Here is an 18,912-nt window from a genome sequence, read left to right as displayed (position 1 = left end):
GCGCTCCAAAAATTGGCAGCATGGAACCGGACATGCTCCGCATAAACATGAAACAGGACAACAATCGGGCATTAGTCCGCATGCCTACATATAAACTGAATCCATTTCCGAGGAAAGAGGGAAGAACGTGACCAAGCAAACGTTTATTAAAGGCGCTCTGATCCTGCTTGCGGCAGGAATCATTAATCGTATACTTGCTTTTGTCCCTCGTATTGCGCTTCCTCGAATCATCGGCGCTGAAGGTGTAGGACTCTATCAGCTCGGTTATCCGTTCCTGATTGTGCTGCTCACCCTGATTACGGGAGGAATTCCGCTTGCGGTCGCCAAATGGATTGCGGAGGCGGAGTCGGTTGGGGACCATCGCCGGGTGAAGCAAATCTTCCGGACTGCCATGGGGCTTGTTCTGGTGCTCTCCTGTTTGCTCACGGTTGCCTTCGTTCTGCTTACGCCCTGGATGACCCAGCATCTGATGACGGACAAGCGTGTCTACGAGACCTTCCTCATGATGAGTCCATTGCTTGTGATTATCGGTGTCTCTTCCGTATACAGAGGTTATTTTCAAGGCAAGCAAAATATGATTCCGACCGCTGTTTCAACCACCGTCGAAACGATTTTCCGTATTGTTTTTGTCCTCCTGTTTGCAAAAATCCTTCTTCCATACGGGCTGGCTTGGGCTGCCGCCGGGGCGATGATCGGCGTTGTTGCCGGTGAAATCGCCGGACTCCTGGTCCTCGTGTGGCAGTATGTCCGCCAGAAGAAGCTGCCGGTTGAAGAAGAAGCTGCTGCACCCAGCGGGGTTTTGCTGACGAATGAAACTGAACTGCAGCTCCTTGGAGCGGATTACCGCAAGCCCATCCTGCGCAGACTGATCAATCTGTCCTTGCCGGTTACAGCAAGCCGGATGATTGGATCCTTCTCCTACTTGCTGGAGTCCATATTTATTGCCCGCGCACTTGCCGTTGCCGGAATTGCAACAGGCATTGCAACAGCCCAATACGGCGCTCTTCAGGGAATGATCATCCCGATTCTGCTTCTGCCAACGGCGCTTACATACTCTTTGGCGGTATCGCTGGTGCCTTCGCTTTCCGAAGCTGCAGCCAAAGGCGACTGGGGGACCATCCATAAAAGGCTTCATCAATCGATGCGTTTGGCTCTTGTCACTGGCGCCCCGTTCGTTGTCGTCATGGCGCTGTTCGCCGAACCTATCTGCCTTTTGTTGTACAATCATGTGGAGATTGCTCCCATGCTGAAATGGATGGCTCCCATCGGGCTGTTTATCTACCTGCAGGCTCCGCTCCAGGCTGCCCTGCAGGCGCTGGACAAACCTGGTACAGCTTTGATGAATACTTTCATTGGCGCAGTTGTGAAGCTGCTGCTGATCATGCAGCTGGCTTCTAATCCCGATCTTGGCATATACGGCGCATTAATTGCGATCAATATCAATATCGCCATGGTTACGACATTGCATGGATACAGCGTCATGCGCTTTGTGCGTTTCCGGATGAATCTTTTCGACTTTCTGAAAGTAGGAACAGCCATGGTAATTATGGGATCCGTTGCGATGTGGACAATGAATCGGCAGGTGCTTCCCGCCCTATGGCAGAACCTGCTCGCCGCCTGTACCGCGGGGGTTCTTGTTTATTTGCTGCTGATGGTCATGCTGCGGATCATCGACCGCAATGACGCGGCACGCCTTCCTGTAATTGGGAGATTTTTCCGGTAAGTTTTTGTTGCGAAAATAAAAGAACCGTTCTTTCTCCTCCTTTACAAGAGGAAGAACCGTTCCTATTTAAGCCCGTCATCGATATAAATTTTACCTTTATGGTCGATTGTGCAGAGGAATACTTTTTTCACATCATACACACCGTTCTGCCGAAGCTGATTATTTAACCAGAAGCGGTCTTTGCCGAGAAGCTCCAAATTATCCTTTTGCAGTTTACCGTCCATAATCAAGGCAACTGGAAGCGACTCAAACCTGAAATTTTTCGGAAAAGGATCAGGTGCTTGCGAGCGCTTGGATCTTCCCGGTTGCTGCTCTCCTTGCTCCGCTTCGTCAAGAGAAGGCGATGACCTGGGCTTTTCAATAACAGATAATTTCCCGCTTGTTTCGAGCAAAGCAAATTCCACATCGGCAACCGTACCGATTTTATTCTCGCGGAGCTGCAGCATCAAGTCGTCAAGATTATACCGCTGCTTGCGCATCTCTTTACGGTCCAGCTTGCCACCTTGAATGACAACGGATGGTTTGCCGTCGAACCAGGATCGCATGGTTTGGCTTTTCAATGTCAGCAGGGCTGTACAGATCTGGATCGCGACCAGCACCGCCATAGGCAGGAGGCCATCAAGCAGCGGTCTTTTGGTGTCCTCAATGACGATGACTGCAATTTCCGCAATCATGACAGAAATGACCAGGTCAAACACGGACAGCCTGCCGATTTCCCTTTTCCCCATAAACCGAAGCGTAAGGAACACCATGAAATAAATGAATACGGTGCGGAGTGTAATTTCCCAGAGGTCCACCAGATCACGTCCTCCCAAAGATTTCAAGCCGATACCTTATGTTGCGCATCAGCCGTTCGTAAGGTCTATTCTCACCCTCCGCGCCCGGCGTCATACGAAGAACCGGCTTTCGAAATTATGGGAGTACAAACATTTTCACGGCAACGCGCCGCAGTGAATCAGGATGGCACAACTTGTACTATTTCGCAATGCTTGACCATATGTTGTACTAATCCATTTCTTTTTTGACGGTACATCCCCATAAATCGAATTTCACATGAAGAAGGCTGAAGTGAGTACCGCTAAGAATTTAATTCCATGAGGAGGCTGCAAGGAATGAATCCGATGAAAAATGTTCCTAATGTGCATATGAAAGCGCCCATGCTTTCGGGACTATTGTATGCCGGGGTATGGCTGGCTGCCGGAGCCCTTCTGCTCTCGGCCATGTTACGGTGGGGTAATATGCAGGAAAGCGACCTGCCTTCCTACAGTCTGATTGTGCACGGCTGCGCAGCCCTTGCCGGAGGCTTCGTATCCGGACGAAGATCCGGACGCCGCGGGTGGTACTCCGGTGGCATGCTCGGCCTTTTTTATGCCGTGCTGGTGCTGTTCATCAGCTTTATGGCTACCAATACCGGGATTAGTGGCCGAACCTTCATTATGCTGGTTGAGACGCTCTTATGCGGGATGCTGGGCGGTATGGTGGGTGTAAATACCAAAAGGATGTAATCGAAATAATTGACAATTCGTGAACAGTTTTTGAAATTGTAGTCTTCCCTTTAAAATATGCTATACTAAGTCGCAGCCATAGAAACTGTTTTAGGGGGAAAGCACGACCATGATCCTGTTTAACAATATGACAACCGTAGCCATTTATACGACAATAGCGGTTGGATTACTATTATGGTACGGTTCTTTTGTCAACCCGCTTCGCATAGGCGGTCTGTTCGTAAAGGAATTGGCCACAAACCGCAAGTACCTGCTTCATTTTGTAGCCTTGATGCTGATTTTATTCTTCAATAAATATGAGCTTTCCATCGAAGAGAACATGAACATCCAATACGATTTCACAGCTTTTTTTCAGTCGATTGAAGGCAAGTTTGTGGAAAACCTGCAGCTTTTTTTCAAAAATGATATACTGACGACTTTTTTGGCGATGATGTATGTAGTCGTTTTCCAGGCCATGCTCATAGCTTCAGTCGGTTTGTATACACATCAGGATAAATCCCGCCGCATGTTTTATGCGTTATGTTATGCCATCATGATAAATTATCTCGTTGCTATTCCGTTTTATTTATTTTTCCCGGTTAATGAAGTGTGGGCGCATGATCCCAATGTCCAGTTTCTCATGTTGGACGCTTTTCCCAGTTTCGAGACTGAATACCGGGCATTATCCGGCATTAACAACTGTTTCCCCAGTTTGCACACTTCCATATCGGTGACGCTTGCTGTGCTCGCTCTACGCTCAGGGAATAAACGCTGGGCATGGTTCTGCTCCATCACCGCGGCAATCGTTATCTTTGCGATTTTCTATCTGGGCATCCACTGGCTGATTGATATGGCCGGAGGCCTGCTGCTCGGGCTCGCAGCTTCCACAATAGGCTTGAAGCTGAGTGCCCTCAAGGGTTCTGCTAAAGGCCGCAGTAAAGTAACATCGGGTTCTTCCTCCGCCAATGTCAGCTTTGTTGGCAAGGAGCGGAATTAATCCGAAGGGCCACGACGATTAAACTTCCTATCGCACGTTTTGGTTTACGCCAAAGCGTGTTTTTTTTGCGTTTCTCCGCCCTCTGCGCTGTTCCCCCGATTTAAAAAAACGACAAGGTTTCAACTCTTGGAATTGGCGGTATTTATTTAATAATGTCAGGGATATCAGACCAAAGTACGAGAACGCGAGATTTAAATCTTGCCTGCTGGCAATATTGACCCAGAGATTACAAAGGCCAGCCACAAGGATATAGCCCTGACATCACAGGACCAGACTGGTTCCGATTAATACGCATAAATTGGAGGTGCTCTCATGTTAGAGCACATTGTTGAATGGAATCGATATTTTCAGGCCAAAAAATGGAAAAAACAGAACGCATCCTTCATTTCAAGTTGGCATGCATATGTAGGTTACAAGGCCATGCTCTTCGAACGGTTTTCCCAGGGAGGAACGGTTGCCCATATCGCGCAGCGGTATGAACTGGACCCTTTTCTACTGCAGCAATGGGCTGAAGTGGGCGTCGAAGTCGGGCATCTTCACAAGAGTGGAGAAATATTTATGACAAGCTCTATTATGAGGCAATACTTCTCATCAGATAATGATGAAGAAAATGGAAACCTGTTGAAGGAAATGATGGAAGTGTATATTCCCACTTTGTTGCGCTTTCCAGAGCTATTGAAAGCACAACCCCGGAATAGCAGCTTGTCTCCCCGTTTAACACCTTCTGATGTTATGCTTGAGACTTTGGCTTATCCGAAAATTTCGCAATGGGTGCGGCGAAAGGGCGCCAAAACCATTCTCGATCTGGGTTGCGGCCGAGCCGTCAATTTGATCCGGTTAGCCCGAAGGTACAGAAAGCTCAAGCTGATTGGCATAGAACAGAACTTGGCCCTGGTCAAGAGAGCCAGTAAAGCTGCTTGCCGTTATCATGGCGGACGGATTGAATTGGTTCATGGCGATATCCGTTCATGGAAAGGGCCTAAGGAACCGGTCGATCTGATCATGCTGAACAATATTCTCCATGATGTGAAACCACAGGAACGCGAGCTGTTACTGAAAAAAGCGAGGGAATTCCTCTCTAAAAAAGGTTCAGTTTCCATTATTACGCCGATTCGAAGAAAAAGTGGCGATACCTTTTTGACCGATGATTTCAACAGCTTCACACCTGTTCAGAAAAAACCATTCCCGTTTCCAAGCGAGAAAGAGCTGGCTAATATGGCCGCTGCTAACGGACTCAGTATTGTTTCCCAGATGCCGCTTCTACGGGAAAGCGATTGGTATTTTGTTACAATGGAATAAAGTCTTCCGTTACTTGGAACATACAGGGCAAGAAAAAAGCCGTTATCCAACTTCGGATAACGGCCCTGTCCTGCAATAAGCCTGTTTATTATGTAATTGGCTCTTCTTTCTTATCCAGAGAAACGGCAGCGCTTGCTGACGTAATGTTATTTACAGCACTGCGATCAAACGTGATTTTCGTTGCGTCATTTACACGCAAAACCACGATATCATCGGTGATTTCCAAAATTGTACCGTGCATTCCGCCAATTGTGACGATTTTATCGCCTTTCTTTAATTGGTTCAACATAAGGCTGCGTTGTTTCGATTTGCGCTGCTGCGGACGAATAAGCAGAAAATAAAACACCGCAAACATCAGTACGAATGGCAGAATAGAAGCGATTCCTGTCATTATCGTTTCACCCCTTTCCCTAAAATCCCTTGGTATTTTCAAATAGACCGTATTGAGCAAAGAAGGCATCCCGGAAATCAAGCAGCCGGTCTTCCAAAATCGCTTTGCGAACGTTCCGCATGAGCTGCAGTAAAAAATGCAAATTGTGAATCGTCGTCAGCCGGATTCCGAAACTTTCATCCGCCTTGATCAAATGGCGGATATAGGCGCGGGAATAGTTCTTGCACGTATAGCAGGAGCATTCCGGATCAAGTGGGCCAAAATCCTCAGCATATTTGGCATTTCGAATGACGAGTCTCCCACTGCTTGTCATGGTGGTGCCGTTGCGGGCGATCCGGGTCGGCAGAACACAGTCGAACATATCGATACCGCGGATTGAGCCGTCAAGCAGAGCGTCAGGCGATCCGACTCCCATCAGATAGCGTGGCTTATCGGCTGGAAGCAGCGGAACCGTACATTCAAGCACGTTGTACATTAGATCCTTCGGTTCTCCTACACTTAGTCCACCAATAGCATACCCCGGGAAATCCATGGAAGTCAACTCGGACGCGCTTTGGCGCCGCAAATCCTCGAACATGCCTCCCTGTACAATAGCGAACAGTCCCTGGTCGTGCGGCCTCGCATGAGACTGCAGGCATCGTTCCGCCCAGCGTGTGGTTCTTTCCAGCGACTTCTTCACATAATCGTATTCAGCCGGATAAGGCGCACATTCATCGAAGGCCATCATAATATCCGACCCCAGAGCATTTTGTATTTCCATCGCTTTCTCGGGAGAAAGAAATAGCTTGTCCCCGTTCAGGTGAGAGCGAAACTCCACACCCTCTTCCTTGATTTTACGCATATTGCTCAGACTGAAAACTTGAAAACCGCCGCTGTCCGTAAGGATCGGCCGGTCCCAGTTCATAAACTTGTGCAGTCCGCCTGCCTGCCTGACTATTTCATGTCCAGGGCGGATAAACAAATGATAGGTGTTACTCAAAATAATATGCGCATCCATCTGCTTTAATTCTTCCGGACTCATCGTCTTTACCGTCGCTTGGGTACCGACCGGCATAAAGGCCGGTGTTTCAATAATCCCGTGAGGAGTATGTACTCTGCCCAGTCGGGCTCCGGATTGTTTGCAGGTTTTTATCAATTCATAAGTAATCGCCAATTTGCTCTCTTCCAATCCTAGTAGATGAACATCGCATCGCCGAAGCTGAAAAAACGATATTCTCGATTTATGGCTTCCTGGTAAGCCTTAATAATCGCTTCACGTCCGGCAAGGGCACTCACCAGCATGACAAGTGTCGATTTCGGCAGATGAAAATTGGTCAGCAGGGCATCGACAAGCTTAAAGTCATAACCCGGATAGATAAAAATATCCGTCCACCCGCTGCAGCCCCGAACCAGTCCGTCCGCAAACTTGTTTGCCACCGTTTCGAGTGTTCTTGCCGAAGTTGTTCCAACCGCTATAATACGGCTGCCGCGTGCGCGCGCTGCCTGGAGCGCAGCTGCAGTTTCTTCGCTCAATTCATAATATTCCGAATGCATGGTATGCTCTTCAATCTGCCCGACAGACATGGGACGAAACGTCCCCAGTCCCACATGCAGGGTCACATAAGCAAGCTGAATTCCTTTTGCCTGCATCTGCTCCAGCAGCGATTGCGTAAAATGAAGCCCCGCAGTCGGAGCAGCGGCTGAACCCTCGTGTTTGGCATAAACGGTCTGATACCGTTCCCGGTCGTCAAGCCTTTCCTTGATATAAGGCGGGAGAGGCATCTCTCCCAAGCGGTCCAACAGTTCATTGAAAATGCCCTTGTAGTGAAATTCAACGATTCTCGCGCCCATCTCGCCTTCTGCCACCACAACCGCTCTCAGCAAAGGCCCCCCGTCCTGATCTTCGCCAAAAACAAGCTCGGCTCCCGTCTTCAGCCTTTTTCCGGGTTTGGCTAATGTTTCCCAGCGGTCGCCTTCCAGTTGTTTAAGCAGCAGCAATTCTGCCTTCGCCCCGGTATCCGCCTTGGCTCCAACTAATCGGGCCGGCATGACGCGCGTGTCGTTCAGCACGACCAGATCCCCGCTGCTTAACATCGACAGTAAATCCGTGAAATGGCGATGCTCCACCTCACCGGTTCTGGCAGAGAGGGTGAGCAGGCGCGATGAGGTTCGGTCCGCAAGCGGAGTCTGGGCAATCAGTGATTCCGGCAGGTCAAAATCAAAATCGTCAACATTCATGATGGAGTTCGTCATTCCTTCTCGATGGTTACATCTTTATAGTAGTATTTCAAAATATATTTATAGTCATACCCTGACCCCGCAAGACCAAGAGCTCCGTACTGGGATAAACCGACGCCGTGGCCATAGCCATGACCGACAAAACGGAATGTCGGCTCTTTGGTGGCGGCTCTAACGGTGCCGTCGCCGCTCATAATATACATATTTGCTCCAAGCTCGCTTGTTTGACCACTTCCCGCAGCCATCAGTTTGCCGCTGTCGGCAGGCCGCTGGCTAACCTTTTCTCCTGCTCCCACAATCGTCAAACGGGCCGTTTGATCAATTGTGAACAAAGTACTGGGCAGGCTGCCAAAAACGCCGCGGAGTGAATCCGGTGTTTTGACCTCTACCTTCTGACCATTAGCCTTTAACTCAGTCGGACGGCCGGAAGGTCCCTTCTGGGTTACTTCCAGCGTCTGGACCGGACCGCTAACTGCGGTCGAGGTCTTTCCCTTCATAAGCGCTAGAAGCGCATCCGAGGTGTAGGGGCCACGGATCCAGGACATTTGATTGGATTCCGTGACCGTTTCAATGACGGTCACCAGAGTTCCCTTCGAGAGTGTTGCCAGAGGACTTACCTTTTCCTCCACCTGAGGAGCGGGTCTTACCTGGACAGAGTCGGATTTCACCCGCATCTGCGGCTTGCCGGCCGCATTCTTCTGCCCGCTGTCTTCCAGAAGATCTTCACGGATATAACCGGCGGTACCGTTGGCCAGAACGGCGCGATGCCAGCGTTTGAGCCCTTTCTCCGAGGATTCATCAGGACTTGCTACCGTTTTGAGATATCCGACCTCACTGCCCCAGATCTCCACTGCGTCAGCTGCTTGTCCGCCTGCGCTGGAAGAGAAAACCGCTTCGATCGGCTTCCCGTTGTACATAATTATTTCGCCTTTGGTCGCATCCACCGCCGCGACCGTCGTCGGCTTCTCGGAACCGATTCCCCCGTATACCTGACTGAGAGTTGTATCCACGACATGGGCGATTTGAAACTTAAATCCTTGATAAAGCGCATAAGTACGGGCGGCTACCGCTTGCGACTTGAGCGCCTCAGCCGGCCAGGAGGCGGGCATTTCCGCACCTACAACCGCATAAAGATATTGTTCAAAGGGGAGCTCATTAATAACGGTCAGCTTCTTGTTGACCCCGCTAAGCTCGATTTGCCCCCGGTAGCTACGGCTATACCGTTCTGTCAATTTCAGGCCACTGGCGGCTGTTGTGGACAACCATAGCTTGGATTCTGACTGAGGGACGGAATATAGGATCTGAGCGGAGTCTGGAGTTTCTGTCAACGTATGGTCGCCGCGCAGCACCATATACGTCGCTGCCGCATCGGCTGCGATGAGCGGCAGTCCGTTGTCCGCTTGTTCAGCTTGTGACTTGATGGCATTCAGACCCGCCGGCTCGGCAGCAGCCCCAACGATTACAGTGTAAGAAGCTTCCGCCCCGCCGGTTGATTTAACAGCGGCGAACGCATCCACACCTGTATTACCAAAGGATTTGGCAGCGGCCAACGCTTCGGCCTGAGTCTTGAATGATCCTGCTTCATAATGTAACGGGCCGGTAATCTCAGTTTGTCCACCAAGGGATGCGATTGTTGCATCTTTCTGCCATTTATCGCCGGCTGCTTTGGCTTCCGCAGCCGTTCCATAGGAACCTTCGAGGACCTGATAGACCGTTCCGTTGTTTTTGAATACCGAGGTCAGAAGGGCGGTGCCTCCCAATGCCTTTACCCGTTTTGCGGCGCTTAAAGCCGCTTTGAACTCACTGCTCTCCAGCACCTTCGGCTTGTAGTCGTCCAGAGTGAAACGAATGGTTTCCGCAGCAGACGATTGAAATAAAGGAATAACGCCGGAAGGCTGCCGGAGACCCACCTGAATAGGTGCAGCAGCCGTTACCGTAGCAGTGGCCGTATTCAGCGTATATTTGCCGGGCACATCCATAAACAATCCTACCCGGATCGTATCCAGGGCAGGAACAGCTCCTTGTGACGGCGTCGCAGCCGCCACAGAGAAGACAACTACTGCCGCGAGCATTGCTGCGAGTGTTCTTTTGTAACGCAACTTCCCGCGAACGGGTTCTTCATTTTTCTTCCAACGCGTTATTGCACGTAAGACTTTGATCAAACCGCCCATCCCCTTATGCTTATTCGCGCCTCGGCAGGGTGCATGCCCCATTGGCACAGCCATCGTCTGCTTTACCGAACCAGTCATAGCGTCTAGCGGCTATATAACGGTATAAAATATCAGCCAGCCCCCGCATGCCGGGTATGCGGTAGAAGAACGCCAGCCATTTCAAACCACGAACCGTCCGGAGAATCCGGATCACGCCGTCCGCTCCCGCATAAACCGCTCCGCTTTGATCCACAACATGAAGCTTGGCTAACAGCTGTTCCCGGGAATAACCTTGAATCCCCGGAATTTCCTCTTCGTTTTCTTCCAGCGATTGAATCGACACAAACCTCAAATCGGCTGTGGAACGAAGCTCCTTCAGCCTTCTTACAGTGGTCAGACACAAATTGCAGATGTCGTCATACAAAACGGTAAGCCTTTCGCCTACGTCTTCTTTCACGCGCTTCCCCATTTGAGAAGACCGCCTCCTTATTGTTGCAGCCGTTGCCGGCAAATGAACATGAAACGGGTCATCATCAGCCCTTAGCTTTCTTCATCCCCGATTAAACGCTGAGGTACCGGCAAGCCAAGATGGTGATATGCAAGCGGAGTAACGATGCGGCCGCGGGGGGAACGCTGGAGAAACCCGATTTGCATCAGATAAGGCTCATATACATCTTCGATTGTTTGGCTTTCTTCACCGATCGTAGCAGCTATTGTATCCAATCCCACCGGTCCCCCGCGGTAGTTGGAAATCATGGCACGGAGCATTTTGTGATCGATCTGATCCAGCCCAAGCGGGTCAACCTGAATCAGACCAAGCGCAGACTGCGCCAAATCATGAGTAACGATGCCGTCTCCCCGCACCTGGGCAAAATCGCGAACCCGCTTCAGCAATCTGTTGGCAATCCGCGGCGTTCCCCGTGAACGGGTGGCGATCTCACCGGCTGCTTCGCCGATGACGCCTACGCCCAGAATTTCCGCCGCCCGTGTAACAATATAAGCAAGCTCATCCACATTATAAAACTCCAAGCGGCTGACTACCCCAAAACGGTCGCGCAAAGGGGCCGACAGCAGGCCTGCCCTGGTCGTGGCGCCAATTAAAGTGAATGGCGGAAGCTCCAGCCTGACGGATCGTGCGCTGGGTCCTTTGCCGATCATAATATCCAGGCAGAAATCCTCCATCGCCGGATACAGCACTTCCTCCACGCTGCGGTGGAGACGGTGAATCTCGTCGATGAACAGCACATCGCCTTCCTGCAAATTCGTCAGCAGGGCGGCAAGATCGCCAGGCCTTTCAATAGCGGGTCCACTTGTAGTGCGCAGATTTACACCGAGCTCATTGGCGATAATATTGGAAAGCGTTGTTTTCCCCAGTCCGGGAGGGCCATACAACAGCACATGATCCAGCGCTTCCTTACGCAGCTTCGCTGCCTCAATAAAAACCTTCAGATTTTCCTTCACCTGCGTTTGACCGATATATTCAGCCAGGTAACGGGGGCGCAAACTGAGCTCCACCGCCTGGTCTTCCATCATGAGGTTAGCGGAAATAATCCGATCATCCATTCACGCCTGCCTCCTTTTTCTCAGCCTTTGAACAACTGCTGCAGCGCGCGTTTCATAAGCGCATCCACTGTCTCATCCGCAGCGACAGTACCCTGCAGCCCGTGCCAGGCGCGATCCAGCTCAGCCGGTGTATAGCCAAGGGCGCCAAGAGCTTCCCGCGCTTCCTGCCATACAGCTCCGCCTTCAGCTGATCCGGCAGCGACAAGCTCATCCTCCGGACTCCACGCTCCATTGTTTCCAATTCCTGTCGAGACGGCGGCGAGCTTGTCTTTGAGATCCAGAATCATCCGCTGCGCCGTCTTCTTGCCGATCCCCGGCAGCTTCATCAGAAAAGCTACGTTTTCCTGCTGGATGGCGGCAATAATGGTTTCCGGCCGGCCGCCCGCAAGTATTCCCAAAGCTACCCGCGGTCCGATTCCGGATACCTCCAGAAGTCTGCGGAACATCGACTGTTCCTCACGACTTTGAAACCCGAACAGCAAGGTTGCATCTTCTCTGACATGATGATGGGTATAAATCGTTACCGCTTCTTCGCTTGCCGCAAACGCATAAGGATTAGGGGTAAAGACCCGGTACCCGATATCCCGGACATCAACGACTACATATTCTGCATCCAAATGGACAACGCGGCCTTTCACAAAATCGATCATCGACGCGTCACCTCATTAATCTTCTCTGTGAGTACGGCAGAATGGGCATGACAGATACCGATCGCCAGCGCATCCGCAACATCATCCGGCTTTGGGATGGCGCTTAGTTTCAACAGCATCTTGACCATTTCCTGAACCTGGCGCTTCTCCGCTTTTCCGTAGCCGACTACCGCCTGCTTTACCTGCAGAGGCGTATATTCGGCTACCGGAAGCCCTCGCTGGGCGGCCGCCAAAATAATAACGCCACGGGCCTGCCCCACCGCAAACGCTGTCGTAACATTGCGATTAAAGAAAAGTTTCTCTACCGCGACGGTATCCGGCTTGTATTTATCAAGAAGAGAGCATGCCGATTCATAGACCTGCATTAACCGTTCCTCCTGGGGTGTATGAGCTTTGGTTTCAATTGATCCATACTGAACGGGAACCAGTTTATGTCCGATTTTATCTATGAATCCGAACCCTACAATGGCAATTCCCGGATCGATTCCTAATACTCGCAAGGCCTAATCTCTCCTTATTCAGTCAATTGGCCTTTTTTGCCTACCACCCATTATACCAAATGAAGTGGAGTATGAGAACACGCGTTTTGTCTTTCACGGGACTGTTAATGGGGATATGACAAAAAACGCACAGCGTTGAAAATTGGCGGTGCCAAGCTTTGAGATACGCCGGTGTTATTTTGAGTCAGAAAATTGTTGTGCACAGCAAAAAACGGGGCACGCGATTTATGCTCGCCGCCCCGCTCCTGTTCATCAATACGTAGTTTTCATGACCTTTTCGCTTTTGTCTTTCGCATAGTCGCTAAAGGTGGAAATTACGCTGTTATAGTCGTCTAAATCGCTAATGCGTATGCCGTTCAACAGCTCGTCCATCCGATCCTTGGACAGGCTGCTTTCCATATAATGAACATCGAGCTGAAAAAAGGTCCGCATAACCTTTTCTTTTTTTGGCGGACCATCAAACAAGGACAGATTTCCGTCCTTATCCATGCCAATGTAGGCTCTTCTTTTGCAGGCCTCTGACAGATCATCCATCCGTTGCTCCATGATCACCTCATGATCCCCGCCCCTTACAGCTGTCCATTCCGGGTGATGCTTGAGCATTTGCAAAACTTCCCTGGTGTCCACCGTTCCCAGGGATGAGGTTTCTTCGCCGCAGACATAGGTCCGGTGCAGCATAACCTTAACTGGACCTTTGTATTCAGCCAATAGCTTGATGACACTTCCGCTGTCAGCCCCGGACTGGCTGTCCACCCCGGTCTGTGGGGATATACCGTGAACCGCCGTATGGGCGCCGGAAACGTTCTGATCATGGGCCGCCGCTGATGCGGCAGGAACATCGAATGCGGGTGACAAACCCAGCAGGACCAGCATAGTGCCCAATGTCCACAAAGATCTTCGACGGCGGCGAATCCTCTTCTTCAACTGTTTCCACAGGCTGAATTCCATCATGAAGGAACTCCCCTTTATTCTTTTTTGCTAGTATTCCTTCAGCCTGGAGGAAATATGCGTTATTTGTTTTATTATGGTTATTCAGGCATTTCATCCGTAAAAATCCGGCTCACTCCCGAAGCTTGCTGACGAGAGTGGAGCCGGTTATACCTTATCCTATCGGTTAATCCAAGGGGCGTTGCCGCGACGATTCGCTTTTGATTGCGACCGGGTATTGCGGGATACACGGACGGACGCTTTGGCAGCAGGCTTACGGATCTTAGCCTGCTTGACAGGCTGAATCTGTTCGCCGAAGCTCTCTTCTTCCTTCTCTTTATCGCGATCATGACAACCGCAGCTGCATGGTTTTTTTTCGGAAGCGGGCAGTTGTTGCGTGGAAACCTGACCGTTCCCGATATAATGGTAGGACGGGTATGGAGATGCGGACTCGCTGACCATCGCGGACTGGACATTTGGGTAACCGCCGTAGCCATAAGCACTGTAAGGGTCCGCAGATGCAGGGGATACGCCAGGCTGATTGTAATAGCTGTAACCGCCTGTCATTGATGGAGATACTGCCATCGGTTCGTAGTTCCCATAGCCGCCTCCTTGCGGAGCCATATTAGCCGGAGATACCGCTGTCGAATGGGAATACCCGTAGCCGCCTCCATAAGGACCTGTCATTTCAGGCGAAACTGCCATCGGTTCGTAGTTCCCGTAGCCGCTTCCCTGCGGGGCCATATTGGCCGGTGATACCGCTGTCGGATTGGAATACCCGTAGCCGCCTCCATAAGGACCTGTCATTTCTGGCGAAACTGCCATCGGTTCGTAGTTCCCGTAGCCGCTTCCCTGCGGGGCCATATTGGACGGAGATATCGCTGTCGGATTGGAATACCCGTAGCCGCCTTGCGGTCCACTACTTGCCGGAGAGAGCATTTCGTTCTCCATTCCATAATAACCGTGCATCGGAGTTTGCGGCATAGGAGAAACCGGTGCCCCCCAAGGCAATGTTGATGAGCCCATCACCTGTCCCGGCGGACACCAGTTGGCAGGCGCCTGCGCAGCAGGGCTTACGTTCACCGGCATAGGATAGCCGTAACCTCCGGTCATTTCCGGTGATGTCATGGTATGTCCGTAGCCGTGAGACTGCATGACAGGAGCCATATTCTCAGGCATATTGGGCATTTCGTATAATGACATCACTTCTGTAGCCGGTACTCCGTATTGCTGGAAAAGATCGATGTGCTTCTCGTATTCGATATGGATCGGGTACGTCTTTTTCTCTATCGGTTTTTCTGCTATCGGTTTTTCCGCTATCGGTTTTTCCGCAACCGGTTTTTCTGCTATTGGCATGGGTACCGGGGCAGGCTCGGGAAGCGGCATGGGTACCGGGGTCGGGATAGGCGCCTGAGCAATCGGCATCGTGCTCGGTTTTTGTCCTGTATTTTTTTTGCCTGAAAAAGGCGCTGTCGACATTTTGCCCATCAGCCCTTGCATGCCGTGCATAACCGTAGCAGGATGAAGCAGATGATGACCGGCAGCATGATGCTGTTCATTATTTTCATGCTGTTTGTTCATTTCATGCTGTTCATTCATCTCATGCTGTTCGTTCATCTCATGCTGAATATTTGTTCCGTGATGCTCCTGATGCATCTGCGGCACTTGGCTCGGCGAGCTGGCTTTAGGAATGTTGACCACTTCACCTGTCAGCAGCACATTCGGATTTTTTAGCTGCGGATTTGCTTTAATCATGTCGCTCAAAGGAACACCCCATGCTTTCGACAGCTTCCAGAGCGTATCCCCTTGCTTCACCTCATGCTGATGCATAATGTCCATATCCGCGGGCTTTGAGGCAGGAATTTTAATCTTCATCCCCACCTCCAGCATATCAACATTCGTTATGGATGGATTGAGCTCAACAACCTCTTCCAACGATACGCCATACTTTTGAGCGATCATGTATAATGTATCGCCTTTTTTCACAATATGAATTTTCACTTGCCACTTACCTCCTGTCACGGTCTGTAGTTAATGGGCTATCACGGCAAACGCCCATCCACCAATCCCTACATCCTATGCGGAAGGTAGGCGGTTGCCACCCTCTTCTTCAAAAAAAAAAATGGCCCGCCGCAGGACGAAATCCCTGCAGCGGGCCAGCCGTAAATAGGTTTACTCGTATACCTTATAGCCGTCAACCTCAACGATTTTGCGGAATTCCTCAAGTAAATGAGTCGTAATCGGCCCCGCCTTGCCCGTACCGATCGTCCGTCCATCCACTTCGCGAACGGCAATAACCTCAGCCGCCGTTCCTGTAAAGAAAACCTCGTCAGCGATAAAAACATCATGCAGCGTGAATGGCTCTTCCTTGAGCTTATAGCCCAATTTATCGCATAGCTCGATGATCGCTCCGCGGGTAATGCCTTCAAGCGCCCCAATATAGCAAGGTGGCGTGTAGACGATTCCTTTTTTGATAATGAAAATATTATCACTGGAGCCTTCCGCTACATAACCCTGGGCATTGAGCATAATCGCTTCGCCAACACCGGCCAGGTTTGCCTGAATTTTAACCAGAATATTATTCAGGTAATTGAGTGATTTGATCTTCGGATTCAGGGCATCCGGAATATTGCGGCGCTGCGATACCGAAACGGAAACCAGTCCATCTCGGTAAGCTTCAGGCGGGTATATCGCCAGCTGTTCGACAATAATGATGACCCATGCGGACGGGCAGCGTTTCGGGTCCAGTCCAAGATTGCCGGGACCGCGCGAAACAACCAGACGGATGTAGCCGTCACGGAATTCATTGCGTCGGATCGTTTCAGCGAGCGCTTGCTCCATTTCTTCATAAGAAAGAGGAATGTCCAGCATGATAGATTTCGCCGAATCGTACAGCCTGTCCAAATGTTCTTTGCATTTGAAAATATTGCCGTTATACACGCGGATGCCTTCAAAAATACCGTCTCCATATAGAAAACCGTGATCGTAGACCGATACTTTCGCATTTTCCTTGGTGACGTATTCTCCGTTTAAATAAATAACCTGCTCTGCCATGTTTGTGAGTACACCTCCAGAAATATTAACCTTCGTAAGTAAAACTGGGATAACTGCCCAATGTACGGACTTGACAGCCGATCGCCTCGATTTCGCTGAGCGCGGAAGGGAGCAGTACCGTATCCAGTGACATCTCGATATCAATCAGAAAATAGTAATTGCCGAGCTTTTTCTTGGTCGGACGCGACTCAATCCGCGATAAATTGATTTTGCGCCAGGCGAAGGCCGAAAGCACTTGATGAAGCGCTCCAGGGTAATCCTCCGGCAGTGTAATCAGGATGCTTGTCTTATAGGTACCCGACTGTCTGCTGGAAAACGGCTCGGGCCCAATAAGCAGAAAACGGGTAAAATTGTTGTCGTGGTCGGTTACTCCGCGCTCCAGCACATCAAGACCATTGTTCCAGGCTGCCGTAATCTGACCGATAGCAGCCCAGCCGCTTAATGGATTATCTTTTACAATGGTTACGGCTTCAGCCGTACTGCCGACATGTTCCAGCTTTGCATGCGCAAGATGCTTGCGCAAATATTGCAGACACTGCGCCATCGCAACAGGATGGCTCATCACTTTGGTAATCCGGCTATAATCCAGCACACCATCGTCTCCCGACAATTCGGAAAGCGGGCCGATCAGGTTCTGAATAGAAGGATACACCCATTCCGCCTGGATGGGAAGGTTAACCTCATCAATCAGCCAATCGGTATGCAAGCTGACGGATCCGTCAATTGTATTCTCGATCGGTATGATACTGTAATCGGTCGTGCCTTCCGCCGTTGCGAGGAACACATCCCCGATAATCCGATAATACTTGTAATCGACCTCGGTTCCGGAAAACAAATACCTTGCCGCCTCGTCCGATACCGACCCCTGTGTCAAACATGCTACTCGTATCATGCCTTAACTTCTCCTTTAATTCGCTCCAGCAGAGATCCGCCAGTTTCTCTATCCTGCAGAACCGATATTTGCGGACCGGCACCGCATGGCTTCAGCCACATCGTTTCCGCCTGAATCCCCTCTTTGGCGAGCGTCCGGACTAGAAACCGCTCCAGCTCCGCTTTGCGCAGACTGTTCGTATCGACCAGAGCCAGCAGCGTTGGACCCGCTCCGCTTAGAGCAGCGCCCAAGGCGCCATAGTCGGTAGCCTTGTCCAGTATTTCCGTCATTCCCGGGATAAGCGCAGCACGGTAAGGCTGATGGATCCGGTCGCGCATGGCATAGCCAAGCAGTTCAAGATTGCCGCTTGCCAGTGCGGCGACCAGCAGTGAGCTGCTGGCGACATTGAAGACAGCATCCGTACGCACAATCTGTGAAGGAAGAGCATCGCGGGCTTTCTCCGTGGACAATTGAAAAGCCGGTATGGCCACCAGCACCTCCAGATCAGAGTGTGGTTCAAGTCGCACCATTTCCGCCCGCTTGCCGTCCCACGCCGAAACGACGATTCCGCCAAAAAGCGAAGCTCCCACATTATCAGGATGTCCTTCCAGCTTCGTGGCAATCTGGAAGAGCCGGTCATCAGACAGTGGGCTGCCGATAAGCGCATTCGCAGCTGCCAAAGCTCCTACAATCGCTGTAGCGCTGCTCCCCAGCCCCCTGGTGAGCGGAATATCGCTGTACATGGCAATATACAGCTCACGAACCTCAACGCCTGCTTCGGCAAATACCAACTGAGCTACTTTGTAGATAAGATTGGATTTATCCAGTGGAATGCCTGCCCATCCATCACCCACCAGATCAATGACCGTTTCACCGGTGCGGGGAACCGACATTTCGATCCAGGAGTAGAGGGACAACGCCATTCCCAGTGTATCAAATCCGGGACCAAGATTAGCCGTGCTTGCCGGAACCTTTACTATGATCCTGCGGTTGTTTGTTACGCAGTCTTTGGATGAACCGGTAGGGTTCAGCCCTTCACGATCTCTCATCTTGTCCAAGCTCCTTAAAAAAAGGGTTACCTTTAAG

At 50.8% G+C, this 18,912-nt stretch carries 18 protein-coding genes; 4 read left to right on the top strand and 14 right to left on the bottom strand.

What is annotated here, in order from left to right:
* Nucleotides 1-127 precede the first annotated feature (127 nt).
* Nucleotides 128-1,723, top strand: a complete 1,596-nt coding sequence (spoVB, locus tag IEY46_RS05220) for a stage V sporulation protein B (protein WP_188989799.1) — start codon at nt 128-130, stop codon at nt 1,721-1,723.
* A gap of 62 nt (nt 1,724-1,785) precedes the next feature.
* On the opposite strand, the gene IEY46_RS05215 is transcribed toward spoVB, so the two are convergent.
* Nucleotides 1,786-2,520 carry a YetF domain-containing protein gene (locus tag IEY46_RS05215; RefSeq protein WP_229750075.1) on the bottom strand — a complete coding sequence of 245 codons (735 nt, stop codon included), beginning with the start codon at nt 2,518-2,520 and terminating at the stop codon, nt 1,786-1,788.
* A gap of 315 nt (nt 2,521-2,835) precedes the next feature.
* On the opposite strand from IEY46_RS05215, the gene IEY46_RS05210 reads away from it, so the two are divergent.
* The 3 genes from IEY46_RS05210 (at nt 2,836) to IEY46_RS05200 (ending at nt 5,503) form a co-directional block, all read left to right on the top strand.
* Nucleotides 2,836-3,228 (top strand): TIGR04086 family membrane protein, encoded by a 393-nt coding sequence (locus IEY46_RS05210; RefSeq protein WP_188989797.1) that lies wholly within the window; start codon nt 2,836-2,838, stop codon nt 3,226-3,228.
* 109 nt (nt 3,229-3,337) lie between these two features.
* The gene (locus tag IEY46_RS05205; protein WP_188989795.1) at nt 3,338-4,204 is read left to right on the top strand and encodes a phosphatase PAP2 family protein; all 867 of its coding nucleotides are present in this window, start codon (nt 3,338-3,340) and stop codon (nt 4,202-4,204) included.
* A 312-nt stretch (nt 4,205-4,516) separates the two neighbouring features.
* Complete coding sequence (locus IEY46_RS05200; RefSeq protein ID WP_188989792.1) at nt 4,517-5,503, top strand: class I SAM-dependent methyltransferase; 987 nt, start codon at nt 4,517-4,519, stop codon at nt 5,501-5,503.
* An 88-nt stretch (nt 5,504-5,591) separates the two neighbouring features.
* Here the strand turns inward: IEY46_RS05200 and yajC are convergent, their stop codons facing one another.
* The 13 genes from yajC to thrB all read right to left on the bottom strand — a co-directional run bounded on the left by yajC (nt 5,592) and on the right by thrB (nt 18,875).
* Nucleotides 5,592-5,894, bottom strand: coding sequence for a preprotein translocase subunit YajC (gene yajC, locus IEY46_RS05195; RefSeq protein WP_188989790.1), 303 nt, complete (start codon nt 5,892-5,894; stop codon nt 5,592-5,594).
* A gap of 19 nt (nt 5,895-5,913) precedes the next feature.
* Nucleotides 5,914-7,047 carry a tRNA guanosine(34) transglycosylase Tgt gene (gene tgt, locus IEY46_RS05190; RefSeq protein WP_188989788.1) on the bottom strand — a complete coding sequence of 378 codons (1,134 nt, stop codon included), beginning with the start codon at nt 7,045-7,047 and terminating at the stop codon, nt 5,914-5,916.
* A 17-nt stretch (nt 7,048-7,064) separates the two neighbouring features.
* The gene (queA, locus tag IEY46_RS05185; protein WP_188991684.1) at nt 7,065-8,111 is read right to left on the bottom strand and encodes a tRNA preQ1(34) S-adenosylmethionine ribosyltransferase-isomerase QueA; all 1,047 of its coding nucleotides are present in this window, start codon (nt 8,109-8,111) and stop codon (nt 7,065-7,067) included.
* An 11-nt stretch (nt 8,112-8,122) separates the two neighbouring features.
* On the bottom strand, nt 8,123-10,273 hold the full coding sequence (locus tag IEY46_RS05180) for a SpoIID/LytB domain-containing protein (RefSeq protein WP_229750074.1): 2,151 nt from the start codon (nt 10,271-10,273) through the stop codon (nt 8,123-8,125).
* 19 nt (nt 10,274-10,292) lie between these two features.
* Nucleotides 10,293-10,730, bottom strand: a complete 438-nt coding sequence (locus tag IEY46_RS05175; protein ID WP_188989786.1) for a thiol-disulfide oxidoreductase DCC family protein — start codon at nt 10,728-10,730, stop codon at nt 10,293-10,295.
* 71 nt (nt 10,731-10,801) lie between these two features.
* Nucleotides 10,802-11,824: a Holliday junction branch migration DNA helicase RuvB gene (gene ruvB, locus IEY46_RS05170; RefSeq protein ID WP_188989784.1), complete on the bottom strand. Its 1,023-nt coding sequence runs from the start codon at nt 11,822-11,824 to the stop codon at nt 10,802-10,804.
* Nucleotides 11,825-11,844: 20 nt separating this feature from the next.
* A complete protein-coding gene (gene ruvA, locus IEY46_RS05165) occupies nt 11,845-12,474 on the bottom strand; it encodes a Holliday junction branch migration protein RuvA (RefSeq protein WP_188989782.1) in 630 nt (209 codons plus the stop codon).
* Nucleotides 12,471-12,974: a crossover junction endodeoxyribonuclease RuvC gene (gene ruvC, locus IEY46_RS05160; RefSeq protein WP_188989781.1), complete on the bottom strand. Its 504-nt coding sequence runs from the start codon at nt 12,972-12,974 to the stop codon at nt 12,471-12,473. Before ruvC ends, ruvA begins: the two co-directional genes overlap by 4 nt.
* Before the next feature lie 252 nt (nt 12,975-13,226).
* Nucleotides 13,227-13,925, bottom strand: a complete 699-nt coding sequence (locus IEY46_RS05155; RefSeq protein ID WP_188989779.1) for a BofC C-terminal domain-containing protein — start codon at nt 13,923-13,925, stop codon at nt 13,227-13,229.
* A 156-nt stretch (nt 13,926-14,081) separates the two neighbouring features.
* Nucleotides 14,082-15,902, bottom strand: coding sequence for a LysM peptidoglycan-binding domain-containing protein (locus IEY46_RS05150; RefSeq protein ID WP_188989777.1), 1,821 nt, complete (start codon nt 15,900-15,902; stop codon nt 14,082-14,084).
* A gap of 171 nt (nt 15,903-16,073) precedes the next feature.
* A complete protein-coding gene (gene ilvE, locus IEY46_RS05145; protein ID WP_188989775.1) occupies nt 16,074-16,955 on the bottom strand; it encodes a branched-chain-amino-acid transaminase in 882 nt (293 codons plus the stop codon).
* Nucleotides 16,956-16,980: 25 nt separating this feature from the next.
* Nucleotides 16,981-17,847, bottom strand: a complete 867-nt coding sequence (pheA, locus tag IEY46_RS05140) for a prephenate dehydratase (protein ID WP_188989773.1) — start codon at nt 17,845-17,847, stop codon at nt 16,981-16,983.
* A complete protein-coding gene (thrB, locus tag IEY46_RS05135; RefSeq protein ID WP_188989771.1) occupies nt 17,844-18,875 on the bottom strand; it encodes a homoserine kinase in 1,032 nt (343 codons plus the stop codon). Before thrB ends, pheA begins: the two co-directional genes overlap by 4 nt.
* Nucleotides 18,876-18,912: the final 37 nt, after the last annotated feature.

The sequence above is a fragment of the Paenibacillus nasutitermitis genome (assembly GCF_014641075.1).
In the GTDB taxonomy this organism is placed as follows: Bacteria; Bacillota; Bacilli; order Paenibacillales; family Paenibacillaceae; genus Paenibacillus_Z; species Paenibacillus_Z nasutitermitis.
This window is presented reverse-complemented; position numbering and strand designations above follow the sequence as displayed.

What these genes read in the sequence shown, in the direction of transcription:
- IEY46_RS05200 (WP_188989792.1), top strand. Translation starts at nt 4,517, where the DNA reads ATGTTAGAGCACATTGTTGAATGGAATCGATATTTTCAGGCCAAAAAA.
- queA (WP_188991684.1), bottom strand. Translation starts at nt 8,111, where the DNA reads ATGAATGTTGACGATTTTGATTTTGACCTGCCGGAATCACTGATTGCC.
- IEY46_RS05210 (WP_188989797.1), top strand. Translation starts at nt 2,836, where the DNA reads ATGAATCCGATGAAAAATGTTCCTAATGTGCATATGAAAGCGCCCATG.
- ilvE (WP_188989775.1), bottom strand. Translation starts at nt 16,955, where the DNA reads ATGGCAGAGCAGGTTATTTATTTAAACGGAGAATACGTCACCAAGGAA.
- IEY46_RS05155 (WP_188989779.1), bottom strand. Translation starts at nt 13,925, where the DNA reads ATGATGGAATTCAGCCTGTGGAAACAGTTGAAGAAGAGGATTCGCCGC.
- ruvB (WP_188989784.1), bottom strand. Translation starts at nt 11,824, where the DNA reads ATGGATGATCGGATTATTTCCGCTAACCTCATGATGGAAGACCAGGCG.
- ruvA (WP_188989782.1), bottom strand. Translation starts at nt 12,474, where the DNA reads ATGATCGATTTTGTGAAAGGCCGCGTTGTCCATTTGGATGCAGAATAT.
- yajC (WP_188989790.1), bottom strand. Translation starts at nt 5,894, where the DNA reads ATGACAGGAATCGCTTCTATTCTGCCATTCGTACTGATGTTTGCGGTG.
- pheA (WP_188989773.1), bottom strand. Translation starts at nt 17,847, where the DNA reads ATGATACGAGTAGCATGTTTGACACAGGGGTCGGTATCGGACGAGGCG.
- IEY46_RS05205 (WP_188989795.1), top strand. Translation starts at nt 3,338, where the DNA reads ATGATCCTGTTTAACAATATGACAACCGTAGCCATTTATACGACAATA.
- IEY46_RS05175 (WP_188989786.1), bottom strand. Translation starts at nt 10,730, where the DNA reads ATGGGGAAGCGCGTGAAAGAAGACGTAGGCGAAAGGCTTACCGTTTTG.
- thrB (WP_188989771.1), bottom strand. Translation starts at nt 18,875, where the DNA reads ATGAGAGATCGTGAAGGGCTGAACCCTACCGGTTCATCCAAAGACTGC.